This is a genomic window from Pseudoalteromonas rubra, from assembly GCF_000967655.1.
Lineage (GTDB): Bacteria > Pseudomonadota > Gammaproteobacteria > Enterobacterales > Alteromonadaceae > Pseudoalteromonas > Pseudoalteromonas rubra_A.
In genome coordinates this window covers 13,784-26,134 of the sequence record NZ_JXYA01000046.1, presented here as the reverse complement: position 1 = coordinate 26,134, position 12,351 = coordinate 13,784, and the positions used below count along the sequence as shown (strand labels likewise).

At 49.9% G+C, this 12,351-nt stretch carries 14 protein-coding genes; 8 read left to right on the top strand and 6 right to left on the bottom strand.

Features of this window, described 5'->3' with window-relative positions; genetic code table 11:
• Positions 1 to 93: 93 nt before the first annotated feature.
• Both TW77_RS18360 and TW77_RS24435 read left to right on the top strand, forming a co-directional pair.
• Positions 94 to 783 carry a DUF4336 domain-containing protein gene (locus TW77_RS18360; RefSeq protein ID WP_046006436.1) on the top strand — a complete coding sequence of 230 codons (690 nt, stop codon included), beginning with the start codon at positions 94 to 96 and terminating at the stop codon, positions 781 to 783.
• Positions 784 to 941: 158 nt separating this feature from the next.
• The gene (locus TW77_RS24435) at positions 942 to 1,856 is read left to right on the top strand and encodes a winged helix-turn-helix domain-containing protein (RefSeq protein ID WP_052713263.1); all 915 of its coding nucleotides are present in this window, start codon (positions 942 to 944) and stop codon (positions 1,854 to 1,856) included.
• 195 nt (positions 1,857 to 2,051) lie between these two features.
• On the opposite strand, the gene TW77_RS18350 is transcribed toward TW77_RS24435, so the two are convergent.
• Positions 2,052 to 2,873 (bottom strand): methyltransferase domain-containing protein, encoded by an 822-nt coding sequence (locus TW77_RS18350; RefSeq protein ID WP_046006435.1) that lies wholly within the window; start codon positions 2,871 to 2,873, stop codon positions 2,052 to 2,054.
• Between the two features lie 3 nt (positions 2,874 to 2,876).
• A complete protein-coding gene (locus TW77_RS18345) occupies positions 2,877 to 3,632 on the bottom strand; it encodes a Nif3-like dinuclear metal center hexameric protein (RefSeq protein WP_046006434.1) in 756 nt (251 codons plus the stop codon).
• 237 nt (positions 3,633 to 3,869) lie between these two features.
• On the opposite strand from TW77_RS18345, the gene TW77_RS18340 reads away from it, so the two are divergent.
• The 3 genes from TW77_RS18340 (at position 3,870) to TW77_RS25245 (ending at position 5,529) form a co-directional block, all read left to right on the top strand.
• Positions 3,870 to 4,337 carry a VOC family protein gene (locus TW77_RS18340; protein WP_046006433.1) on the top strand — a complete coding sequence of 156 codons (468 nt, stop codon included), beginning with the start codon at positions 3,870 to 3,872 and terminating at the stop codon, positions 4,335 to 4,337.
• A 97-nt stretch (positions 4,338 to 4,434) separates the two neighbouring features.
• Positions 4,435 to 4,596, top strand: coding sequence for a hypothetical protein (locus TW77_RS25600; protein WP_164488169.1), 162 nt, complete (start codon positions 4,435 to 4,437; stop codon positions 4,594 to 4,596).
• Between the two features lie 273 nt (positions 4,597 to 4,869).
• Positions 4,870 to 5,529: a calcium-binding protein gene (locus TW77_RS25245; protein ID WP_052713262.1), complete on the top strand. Its 660-nt coding sequence runs from the start codon at positions 4,870 to 4,872 to the stop codon at positions 5,527 to 5,529.
• Positions 5,530 to 5,541: 12 nt separating this feature from the next.
• Here TW77_RS25245 and TW77_RS18330 read toward each other — a convergent pair whose 3' ends face one another.
• Positions 5,542 to 6,246 (bottom strand): XRE family transcriptional regulator, encoded by a 705-nt coding sequence (locus TW77_RS18330; RefSeq protein ID WP_046006432.1) that lies wholly within the window; start codon positions 6,244 to 6,246, stop codon positions 5,542 to 5,544.
• Between the two features lie 277 nt (positions 6,247 to 6,523).
• On the opposite strand from TW77_RS18330, the gene TW77_RS18325 reads away from it, so the two are divergent.
• Positions 6,524 to 6,874, top strand: a complete 351-nt coding sequence (locus TW77_RS18325) for a helix-turn-helix domain-containing protein (protein WP_240479516.1) — start codon at positions 6,524 to 6,526, stop codon at positions 6,872 to 6,874.
• Between the two features lie 61 nt (positions 6,875 to 6,935).
• On the opposite strand, the gene TW77_RS18320 is transcribed toward TW77_RS18325, so the two are convergent.
• Both TW77_RS18320 and TW77_RS18315 read right to left on the bottom strand, forming a co-directional pair.
• Positions 6,936 to 8,078: a S8 family serine peptidase gene (locus TW77_RS18320; RefSeq protein WP_046006431.1), complete on the bottom strand. Its 1,143-nt coding sequence runs from the start codon at positions 8,076 to 8,078 to the stop codon at positions 6,936 to 6,938.
• 370 nt (positions 8,079 to 8,448) lie between these two features.
• Positions 8,449 to 9,624, bottom strand: a complete 1,176-nt coding sequence (locus TW77_RS18315; RefSeq protein ID WP_046006430.1) for a type III PLP-dependent enzyme — start codon at positions 9,622 to 9,624, stop codon at positions 8,449 to 8,451.
• Positions 9,625 to 9,688: 64 nt separating this feature from the next.
• On the opposite strand from TW77_RS18315, the gene TW77_RS18310 reads away from it, so the two are divergent.
• Both TW77_RS18310 and TW77_RS18305 read left to right on the top strand, forming a co-directional pair.
• Positions 9,689 to 9,964, top strand: a complete 276-nt coding sequence (locus TW77_RS18310; RefSeq protein WP_046006429.1) for a hypothetical protein — start codon at positions 9,689 to 9,691, stop codon at positions 9,962 to 9,964.
• 365 nt (positions 9,965 to 10,329) lie between these two features.
• Positions 10,330 to 11,112 carry a hypothetical protein gene (locus TW77_RS18305; protein ID WP_046006428.1) on the top strand — a complete coding sequence of 261 codons (783 nt, stop codon included), beginning with the start codon at positions 10,330 to 10,332 and terminating at the stop codon, positions 11,110 to 11,112.
• 84 nt (positions 11,113 to 11,196) lie between these two features.
• Here the strand turns inward: TW77_RS18305 and TW77_RS18300 are convergent, their stop codons facing one another.
• Positions 11,197 to 12,342, bottom strand: a complete 1,146-nt coding sequence (locus tag TW77_RS18300; protein WP_046006427.1) for an FAD-dependent monooxygenase — start codon at positions 12,340 to 12,342, stop codon at positions 11,197 to 11,199.
• Positions 12,343 to 12,351: the final 9 nt, after the last annotated feature.

Below are 12,351 nucleotides of genomic sequence, written 5' to 3'. Positions count from 1 at the left end.
ATTATCGACAGTTATGTTAGCCTCTAATCTCATTACTTTTTCTTATTTTAGGTAAATGAACTAAGGGGAAACTAGGTCCCCAGGGAGATGAGCATGAGACAGCTGGACGATAATATTTGGATTTTCGATGGTGAAGCCGTGTCTTTTTTCACCATGCCTTTCACTACCCGCATGACGATAGTGCGCTTGGCGTGTGGCGGTTTATGGGTACACAGCCCCATTCGCCTAACGCCAGAGCTGCGTGAGCAGGTCGATGCGCTGGGGCCTGTGGCCTATCTGGTGGCCCCAAACCATCTGCATCACCTGTTTATGGCACCGTGGCAGGAAGCCTATCCGGAAGCACAAACCTTTGGCACCCAGGAGGTCAAAGATAAGTGTGACACGCTCAGGTTTGATGAGATCCTCGACAATGACCGTCACTATCCCTGGGATAACACACTGAAAACGCTGCTTTTTACGGGCTCGCCTGCGATGGAAGAGGCGATTTTTTTCCATCCGCACAGTAGCACATTACTGGTGACCGATCTGATTGAAAACTTTGATCCGGACAGCCTGAATACCTTCCAGCGCTTTGTAGCCAAAGGGGCAGGTGTGGTGGCACCTGAAGGCCAGACCCCGCTGGACTGGCGGCTGAGCTTTATCTTTCATCATGATACTGCTCGTAAACATCTGGCGACCATGCTGGACTGGGCACCTAAACGGTTGGTGATGGCTCATGGCCTGATCATCGAACAAGACGCGGTTGGATTTTTGCAGCGTGCCTTTGAATGGCTCGAAAAATAAGCTTAACGATTGATTTTAAAACTTATAAATTGATCTTTTTTGTATAATGGACAGCACCAGTAAGACCAAAGTTGATAACTATTCAAGTGCATGTAACTAGCATGTGAATAAGAAATCCGCTACGCTGGTGCGATAATAACAAGAATATTGTCAGGGTTATGGAATTTCAATTCGCCAATGCGCGTTTGAATATCGCGACGCAGTGCGTCATCATCAATGAGCGGTCGACTCAGCTGGACGACCGCGCCTTTATGCTTCTTCATTATCTATTGCAGCGCCGTCCTCAGATCTGCTCGCATGCCGAGCTGGTTAAGTTGTTGTGGCCCAATACTGTGGTGTCAGACTGGTCGCTGCCAAAGCTGGTCTCCGATCTGCGCAGTCAGCTAAACCGCGCGGGGCTTATACAAAACTGTATCGTGACCGTGCGCGGTCAGGGCTACCGGTTTGCCCCTGCTATTGAAGTCAGTGAGCACGAATTGACAGGTACCCTGCTCGGAACCGGAACTGGCATCGGCACAGCCACACAAGCTGTCACTGCTCAGTCTGTGCCAATGCGCGGTGTGCGCAATGATAGTGCCTTACCTACTCGCTATTGGCTGCCGGTGCTGCTGATTGCTTGTTTGTGCTTTATCGGATTAATGACACACAGTACCGAGCAGATGCAAGAATTGCGCTACGGCGAGCCATCCGGTGCCATCGGACGCATACTCTGGGTAGACGATAATCCGACCAATAACTTGCAGGAAAAGCGCTATTTTGAACGTCATCATATTGGAGTATATACCGTCAAATCCAGTGAAGAAGCGCTCTTGCTAATGCAAATGTATGAATACACTTTGATTATTTCAGATATGGGCCGAGGTCAGGAGCCGCTGGCGGGGTTGAAGTTGTTACAGCAACTGAGATCTCAGGGCGACCAGACGCCTTTTTATTTTTACACCCTGATCGATAATCAGGACATGCTGGAGGTGATTGCTGACAGTGGCGGGCAGGGCGTAGCGACCGAGCGCCCGCAGCTATATGGGCAAATTTTGTCTCATTTCTCCACTAAGAAAATCCCCTTAAGTGGTTGATAATCATGCTTTTCAAAATGATTCAAAGGATAGTTGATGACATTTTGACACTGCTGTGCCACGGTTAAATCGTTGCTCTCCCGACCTTTGGCATTGACATGCGCTTGCCGAGCAATGTGAGTGTATGACGACAGGATCAAAGACCTGGACACATGTCTCGGCCCTGGCACTGGTAATGGGTGCCAGGGTCTTTTTTTATTGGTCGTCCGTAGCCGCTTGGTGCTGCAACATCAGGTGTGTATACCTGCCGAGGGAGGCATAAGGTTCCTGTTGATTATATTTAAGCTCCAGTTCAAGCAAGTCATCAAACTGACTGTTACCTTTGTCCGGATCTCGCAAGTAATCGTGAAAACAGCGCACGCCCGACTGGGAAAGCTTGTTCAGCGGCAGGGCACTCAGCCAGAGATTGACGTCCTGCGGCTCTAATGGGCGGTTCGGGCTCAAGCCAACTTTTTGTTTTACCTGCAGGCCATTGCGCACATAATCAAAATTACCATAGACCATATTGGCCATGCGCTGAGCCGCCCGATTGTAGTACATCAAAGACAAGTAGCCTTGCGGGGCGAGTCGCTGAGTGAGCAGCGTCAGTGCCTGTTGCTGCTCAGTAAGCCATTCCAGCACGGCATGACACATCACCAGGTCAAACTGACCGAGTGAAAGCTCAGGGAGCGCTTGCAGCGGCGCGTGGATCAGAGTCACTCGCTCTGTGACACCCAACTTATCTGCCTGTTGTTGTGCTTGTGCCAGCATTTCGTCGGAAATATCCACCAGTGTGACGTGATGTCCCAGCTGCGCAAGATACAGTGCAAGCTGGCCTTGTCCGCCACCAACATCCAGTACCGTTTTATTTGACTCAACACCCAGCCAGGGCAGATGCTGTGCGAGATCGCGCTGTAATACGGCTTCTCTTAGTTTGCCTTTGGAGGTGCCATAAATGTTGTTCTTAAACTTGCCGGTTAACTCGCTAAAATTGCGATCCTCATTGCGATTGAGGGTACGTTGCGTGCGCTTAGCCATAGGTCACACTGGGTTGTCGATATCAACAAATTCAACATCCAGGTCAAACTGGGTTGCCAGATATTCGCCCAGTGCTTTTGCACCGTAGCGCTCGGTGGCATGATGTCCGGCGGCAAAGAAGTGGATCTGTTGCTCATTCGATGAGTGAATGGTTTGTTCAGACGCCTCGCCGGTGAGGTAGGCATCTATCCCCTGGCTGGCTGCCAGATCAATAAAGCTTTGGCCGCCGCCGGTGCACCAGGCGATGGTCCTGATCAGGTGATCGCCCGACTGGTTAAGTAGTGGCTTACGACCCAGCTTCTGTTCAATCAAAGCGGCAAAATCGGTCGCAGACATAGGTTCGCTCAGCTTGCCTTTTACCGCTACACTGTTGCTGTTCCAGGGCTCTAACGGACGCTCAGTAGTCAGGCCAAGCAGCTTACCCAGTTGTGCATTGTTGCCAACTTCCGGGTGGACATCCAGCGGCAGATGATAGGCCAGCAAATTAATATCATGAGCCAGTAAGGCTTGCAGGCGGCGTTTTTTCATGCCGGTAACGGTTTGATCTTCGCCTTTCCAGAAGTAGCCATGATGGACCAGTATGGCATCAGCCTGTTTTTCAATCGCGGCATCAATCAGTGCCTGACTGGCTGTTACCCCGGTGATGACCTTACGGATCTCAGTTTTTCCTTCGACCTGCAAGCCATTTGGGCAGTAGTCTTTGATCTGAAAAGGCTTCAGAAACTCATTGAGGTGGTTTACCAGCTTTTTACGTTGCATCGTGCTCTCACTGTCGGGCTTTAAAAGCGCCTAGTTTAGCGCTTTTTGTGGCGCTGAAAAAGGCATGAACACACGCTACGGCGGTTTGTGTTGAACTGGGGTATTACTCGACTTTTCGGCGAACTGGGCTAGCTTTAAATGATCAGATTGTCTGACAAGCGATGTGGCTTAGACGTGACCATACGTGCAGCCACAAGACAAGTCATGGCACTGTGTCTAACTTGCGAGGAAATCATCATGACAGTTTCAGCGATACCGGACGGCTACCACGCCCTGACGCCCTATCTGATCACCGAAAATGCCGCTCAGGCGATAGACTTTTATCGCAGGGCTTTTGCTGCGGAGCTGATCATGCAGCTGCCTATGCCGGATGGCGGCGTTGCGCATGCTGAGCTCAAAATTGGCGACTCTCATCTGATGTTGTCAGATATGTGCCCGGATATGCACTTTAAGAGTCCACAGCAACTCGGTGGTACACCCGTTAGTTTGATGCTCTACGTGCCCGACGTCGACAGTACCTTTACTCAGGCCATTGCTGCCGGGGCTACCGAGCTACGGCCTGTGGTGGATCAATTTTATGGCGACAGAGCGGGCACATTGCAGGACCCGTTTGGCCACGTCTGGACCATAGGCACGCATCAGGAAGATTTAACTGAGCAGGAGATTATGGCACGTATGGCCGAGTGGATGACGGACGATTCATAAAGGGTAAAATAATCATTGATTTATTGTTCCTAAAATGTCATTTTGTTTGTGATGGTCTGTTTTATGATCATAAAAAATTCAACTCAAGGACAAGAAAATGAAATTACAAATTAAAAAGTCAGCTCTAAAACGCCTTACAGATACACAACAACTGGCACAGCAACAAACCCCTAATGTAGCGGGTGGCGCACATTCATTCCGTTGTAATCCGCCACCGCAATCAGAAACAGGTAATCGCTACTGGGCATGTGAGTGCTAAACTGGATCTTTTGATCATAGAGCCCGTAATGGGCTCTTACTAAAAACTCATATACCCAACAAGGTTTGCATCCCACCGTCATAATTTTGCCTCACCATTCTTCTGTCGAGCAGCTAAACTAAAATGAACTCCCTGTGTTATATCTGCACATTGTGTCCACACTGTGTCGCTAGAGTGACAGTAGGTAATCGGGTTATAGGTGATACTGGTATTAGTTCGGCATCTAGATTCACTCAGCCAGATTAAACAACGCTTTCAAAAGGGTGTAGGGATATGGTTAAGCGGGTCTTAGTGGCGTTTTTATTGGGTCTTATGGGCATAGTGGGTGCTCGCGGTGCGATCGCATCCGATGGCGTGTGCGTCGGACTGGGTGGAGGCGCCATTGTCGAATTAAAGCGCATGTCTTTGCGTGCTGTAAAATCGGTCAGGCACATAGTGGTGCTAAATATAGTTGGCACGACAGAGGCGGAAACTTACCGGCTAACCCTGGACGGACGGCGCATTAAAGTGATGAGAGCGACCTCGGACAGTGCCAGCTGTGTATTTATCTATGCCAATCAGGTTGAGCAAATTCACGTTTATTTGAGTGAAGGCGACGACAGTTACGACGGTCGTGCCATGTCCATTGAGCAACACGTCTGGGCCGGTAGCGGCGATGATGAGGTGATGGGTGGACGCGGTGCGGATCGGTTATTTGGTGGTGTCGGTAATGATGAACTCAGAGGATTTGCCGGGCGTGATAAGCTGGTCGGTGGCACTGGCGACGATACCCTGATAGGCGGCGATGACAAAGATGTGCTCGAAGGCAAAGAGGGCAATGATATTCTCGCCGGTGGTACGGGTTACGATACCCTTAATGGTGGCAGTGGCCGCAATCAGCTCTATCAGGGCGAGATAGTAACCAGTTCAAATGAACAGGGTGGTAAGTACTAGCCTGGCGTTTAATTACGCCAGATCTTTGCCTATCCACACAACTTTACCAATAATCTCAAGTTGTTCCAGCTCATCAGCTCGCACCACCTGCTCAACATATTCTTTGTTATCACTGATAAGCCTGACTGAGCCATCCAGATATTGCTGCAAGCGTTTGGCGTAGAGCTCTTCACCCAGGCGAACAACATAGATGAGACCTTCACTGAGCTTTTTATCACTCAAATCCACCAAAATCGTGTTGTTGTTGTGAATGGTGGGTTCCATGGAGTCACCTTTGGCAAATACCACTGCCAGCTCACTTTTATCAAGGTTTTTGTAGTCGATCCATTTTTTTCTGAATGCCAGGTGACGCGCAACCTGCGCATTGTCGTTAAACGCACCGTGGCCAGTACTGACCGACACGTGATAGCCCGGCACCAGCACAAAGGCCTCGTTAAACTCATCCAGTTTAACCAGTGGCTGGGTAATGATCGGCGATTGTGGACACTCCGCGGCCGTTTCTCCCTGGATCAACCACATCAAGTCAACATTAGCAACGTGTGCAATGCGCTCCACGATACTCAGTTTAGGATCTTCGCCTTTGAGTATGCGTCTTAATGTCCCTTCAGAAATATCAATTTTTGACGCAAAGGCGCGAATGCTATGCGGTTTAATTGCATATTCAACGCGTTCTGCGAATGCTGAGATATCAGCTTCCGTATTGTGTTGTTTTTCCATTGTTTGATACCACGCCTTTGGTGTCACATTTTTAAGCAGTACGGCATTATAGAAATTTGAATAAGAAAACGCAATTCAAATTTTTACGCAAAAATTTGAAAGTTACGCATTGATCTGCGTAAAAAATTGAACTATCATCTTTCATAAATTACGCATTGGCGGTGTTTTAAGGATTCAGTCCGCGTTAACAGCCATTGCTGATAGTAGATAATGACTCAATTGCCTCTAGGTGGTTGAGTAACATGACAAGATTGCGTAAAAAAGTAAGGAAGTGGATATGACCAGCACAGCAACCTGTAAGATCCCGACAGAAACTATGATCAACCCCTTTACTCTGGGAGGAGGCGTTCCATCACCGCATCTGGAGCAGACACCAGAATTTGACTTACTCCGTGCCCCGAGGGGCGCACAGTTATTAAAGTATGCGCGTAAGTTAAGAGGCTACACCCAGGCAGAATCTGCTGCCAGCTATGGCATAGAAGAGCGCACCTTAAGACGCTGGGAGAATAATGAATTTAATCCAAGATGGAATGATGTGATCTCTTTGCTTGAGGATGTGTATTTTATGGATATCATGCAGGCCATTGCGGGTGTGCGGTCAATGCAAGCGCAGGGAATTGCACTGTGATTGCGTAATTTAGTTCGTTGTAGAGGCAGCTCAGCACTGAAGCTGAACTGCCGTCATTGACTTATAAATGAATGATGCTGTCGGCATTACCATCCGGATCACCACTGGCACGGCCATCCGTTCTTGGATTGCCATTGCTCATCATGATCACGGCACAGGCTGCGGGTGATGCCATAGACGTCCCCGACATAGTGGTTGTGCCACCGCCGCTGCGCGTTGACAGAATGCTGACACCTGGTGCTGCATAGTCGACCGGCGGATTACCATAGTTGGAGAAGCTGGCGAAGCGATCGTTGGAATCTGTCGCGGAGATAGTATACACACGCGGGTGTGACGCACTGGCAGGTGAGACATTGTTGGCATGCTGGCTTTCATTGCCGGCGGCAATCACAAAGAAAGCACCTGATTGCTGCGCTGCGCTTTCAACGGCATCATTCAATTCCTGGTTGAAACCACCGCCCAGGCTCATATTGACACAGTCTCCCGGTGACGCATTGGCTGCAACGTGGTCAATACCTGCTAATACACCAGACCAGCTGCCTGAGCCGCGAGAGTCGAGTACTTTGACCGGCACAACGGTGGCGCCTGCGGCGACACCAACCACATCGATGCCGTTATCTAATGCTGCAATGGTGCCGGCGACATGTGTACCATGACCATTGCCGTCGTCCACACCGGCATTTTTACCTTTACTAAATGCGCTGAAGCCTCGGCTGCTGTCAACATTGAGGTCACTGTGGTCAACGTCGATACCCGTATCTATAACCCAGGCGGTATAACCGCTGCCATCAACCGGGCCACCCACTCGGCTGACACTCCATGGAATAGTCTGGCCTTGCGAACCACCGCCACCTGGTTTGCCGAGTTTTTTGGCCGGACTGGCATACACGGCGCCGTCTGGCGTAAAGCGCATTGAGGCGGACTCGGCTGCAAAAGTTGCACGCGCCTGCTCGCAGCTCATATTGACTGCCATGCCCTTCATTGCATGTTTATAAATGTGTTTTGCCTGAGCGTTTGCGCGAGCCAGCAAGCCTCTGGCCTTGCCTTCCACATCCAGTTTTTCTGTTTTGTCGTCGAATCTGACGATGCAGGTGTTGTTAATTGCCAGTTCAGCGGCTGCACCCTGGTAGTCGGGTTCAGACGCAGACGCGGCAGTACTTGAAAGGGCACTTACAATCGATAGGCAAATTAAAGAATGTTTCATTCGTTTTTCCTGTTGTCATAAAGGTAATTGTTTTTATTTGGTTAACTCAGTGTGTCGAGTTGTATTAAAAGTTAGGTTTAATTGAACAAAAGTCAAACGGGTTGAATAAAAAATCTCACCTGGTCGGATATGTGGTATATTTAATTCTTAGTACAAGTATTGTTAGAAGTAATTAATCTTCTTATTTCAGGAGTGGTTATGGGTATTCAGTGCTAAAGTGGGGCAGCATTGAAAATCGCTCACTAAAAGTGCGCGTTATTTATTGCGCACTTTCCGTTGTTATGCGCTTTGTCGCGTGAATAAACGCATCAAACAGGTCGCGCAGTTTCAAAGCAGTGAGGCCCCGGAGGGCCTCAGACAGGTAGGAGAGTTAGCTGCCGAATTCGGCCTGGTGAAGTTGAATCACTTCATTGAGTACCACAGTGGTGGCGCGTTTGAAGAAATTGAAGTCGGTCGCTGTTGCACTGGTGTAGGCACCCATCATGCGGGTGATCACCAGATCGCCATCTTCCAGTTTAGGCAGTTCAACGGCATCACAGATCACGTCTATGCTGTCGCAGGTTGGTCCCGCCAGTACGCTTGGATAAACCTCATCAGCGGTCTTCAGAGTGCGTAGCGGATAGCATGCCATGTCGAACATCAGCCCACTGAAAGAGCCATAAATTCCATCGTCCAGATAATACCAGGTACGGCCTTCACGCTGTGCCTGACCCATCACCGAGGCAACGCAGGTCATCGCACCGGCGACAATAAAGCGACCGGGCTCTGCAATGCGTTGTACCGTCTCTGGCAGCTCGGCCAGTGCCGCGTTAATTGGCGCACAAAAGGCACGAATATCCACCTGGTTGCTTGCGTACGATACCGGAAAACCACCGCCAATATCCAGGCAGCTCAGTGCAGGCAAGCCTTCAGCCACCACGTCGTCCATCAGTTGTTTGCACGCCTGAATAGCCGCGACATACTTGTCGGCATTGGCGGTTTGTGAACCAACATGAAACGACAGGCCTTTAACCCGAATACCCCAGTGCTGCGCCTGACGGATCAGGCTCATTGCATCGGCCGGGCTGCAACCGAATTTCTTCGACAGGTCGGCGTACGCCTCACTGTTACGAAAGCTCAGTCGGATCAGCACTTCAGCTTGTTCTGCAAACTCGCGAAACTTCGCCAGCTCGTTGAGGTTGTCGACCACAAACACCTGACAGCCATACTCCAGTGCATCAGCAATGTCACTGCGACGCTTGATTGGGTGCGTATGAATGGTGCACTCAGCCGGAACGCCCTGCTCACGCACCAGCGCTATTTCGCCGCTGGTTGCCAAATCAAAACAGGCACCCAGTTGCAATAAAGTACGCACTACAGCCGGATGTGGTAAAGGCTTAAGAGCGTAATGTAAACGCACGCCGGGTAATGCTTCGGCAAGGGCCAGGTATTGGTCACGCACCTGATCACAGTCAAGCATCAGTAACGGTGAGCCATACTGGGCAACTAAATCGGTAACAAGGGTAGCGTCAATAGCAAAATTTTGTACTTGAGGCTGAATAGGCATAGCGACTCCAAATAGTATCAGCGAATAACGACCTGCAGGCTCTATATGTGAACGGTGCTTGTTTGTGGTGCACGCGCTCACCCCTTCAGATCTTGAGCAAAGCGACTCAGGTTTTGACGACGCATCAGCGTATTACCTTTACCCGAATCAGTTACAGATCCTGGATAGTTGCTCTATCGCCTTGCCACGGGGTGACCACATCATGACCGGCTCATTGACCCGTCATGCTAAACACACCACCGCGATGTACTCGGATTGGCTATCTTCAGAAAACACGCAAATAGTAGGGCGCATGGTGCTGCAGCGCAAGCCCCAGTTCAACGAGAAATTTTGCTGCTGAGTGACAAATTTACTTGTCGTAGATCAAGCTTTGTCGGTATAGAGAATTGTGAATAAAGTGACTCAGGTGAAGTTTCATTATTTTTTGAACAGAATAAAACAGGGTCTCTTAGGAGCAGCTTTTGAAACCCTGATTAATGCTTATGACAGCGGCAAGTGTTGTTTTTATCTTTATGATTAAACTAGATAATTTTTAATTTTCAACAAGTAAATCTACTTGTTTTTGAAATTTGTCCGGGGCGAATTTCTCTTGCTATGGTGACCTCAGTTAGCCAGTAAGGGTCAGGCGATTGTCAATCTGTTGACCCGCGCTGCACAGTTTAACCATTAACATTTTTATTCGTTACTTTCTAAAAGGACATAACCATGAAAACCTTATCTTTGTCATTTGCTGCAGTCGCTTTGTTCAGTGCATTTGGTAGCCAGGCAACGGCTTATCAAAACGTGTTTGATACTGATGGATACGAGCGTTTGACTAACTACACCTCAGGCCCGGTAAGCTCAGCATTGCTAACCGGTGAGTTTGCGCACAACTTTGAAGCGCAACTGATCCTGCGTGGTGAAGGTGCTTACTGTGAATCTGCAAATCTGTATTCTGCAAATGATGGCCGTCATATTGTGAATCTGGGTGTGAAGACGATTGCGGATCGCAATACAGTTGAAATGGGCGTTGCTATTCCTGAAGCGACACTGACCGAAAAGAAAGTGCTGCATGTCAGCTGTTATGATGCGGCGGGGGAGTGGTACAAGGTGCTGGTTAACGTGCCGGGTGCCCCCATCGTTGATTGGCAAATCGAGTTAACGCCTGCGGGTGACTTCGTGAATCAGCCATACTCATACGGCTATCACACGGCTTACCACATTAGCAGCCGTCTGGTGATTGATAACCAAAACAATGACGCCCGTTGTAGCGTTCTTGCAGATCGGGGTGTGTCTTTGGGTCTGTTCCATGGTGAAGACCGCAAGGGGCCATTCCATTCAGACGTATTTACACTGGACACGGTAGTGGACAACAAGGCTAAGAACCCAGTGTTATATCAAATCCTGGAGTGTGAAAACGCAGTAGGTAAGACCATGGCGGTGAAAGTCTTTAATCTGACAGATCCAAACAGCATCTACACCTATGAAGATCAGCTGATTGTAAAATAATACCCCTTTGCTCCCCACAAACGAGCAAATATAAAAATGGACAGGTATTTAAAAAGGACTTGAATTGCGAACCTCACGCCGGGCTCAACTGAACTCGGCGTTTTTGTGTGCCTGGCGACGTTGCCAGTAAGGTGAGTCGGGCCAGCGTCGCTCCTGTGCGTAATAATGCGCGCGATGGCTCAAATAGTGTTGCCAGACAGACTTGATCTGTGCCTGATGCAGCCGGGTTACTTCAATGGCGGCGTCGGCATCGCACAGGCCATACTCCCCCAGGCTGTTGGCCAGTTGCATGGCGGTTGCCATGGCATTAAACATGCCCTGCGACGATAATGGGTCGAAACTACAGGCGGCATCACCCAGTGCAGCCCAGCGGTGCCCGGCTGCCTGGGTCAGACAGGTACTATTAGCCGATACCACACCATGCAGCTGCATGGTGCCCGAGTGCTCAATGCCTTGTGGTAGTAATGTCTTTAATCCAGGTTGTGTCCGTGCCAGGCTACAAAACTGCGGCAAATCGTGTTGCAGGCCTTTGTTGAGTAAATCACTGTCGGTTTGCAGTGCCAGTACCCGGCGTTGCGCCGGGAGCCTTGCGCTGTACCACCACCCTTGCTCGCTTGCTTCGATACAGGCCAGTTGGTTTTTAATGCCACAATCCAGGCTTGCCCACAGGGCAATTTGTTTGTCCAGCACAGTGCGTTTGAGCCCCAGTTTAGTGGCAAATGCGCTGTGGCGCCCGGTGGCATCAATCACAAAATGGCAGGGGATAGCGATGCTCTGTTGAGCGGCCTGGGTTTGCGCTGCCAGATATAGCAACCAGCCGTCGCTGCCTGGCTGGGCGTCCAGTAATCTGGCGGGCCAGAGGGTGTCTACGTCATGCGCGATTACTTGCTCGCGCAACCAGTTTTCAAACCCGGCCCGATTGAGTTGCCAGCCCAGGCCATCGGGATTACTGAGGTTGTCGTTAATAAGGTTTTGTTCGCTCCCCCAGCGGCTTTGCATGCTATAGTGTGGTAGATGCAAATCCTGGCGTTGCTCAAAGTCCTTGAGCAGATTTAAATTTCGCAGTATGCGCGCCGCAGCCGGCGGCAGGCATTCACCCACCTTGTCGGGGCAGGCAGGTTGCTTGTCAATCAATACGACCTGAAAGTGGCGACTCAGCGCCAGGGCGGCAATACAGCCTGCCACCCCGGCGCCAATGATCGCAATCTGACAATGTTTTACCTGTGTCATTGCGTATGA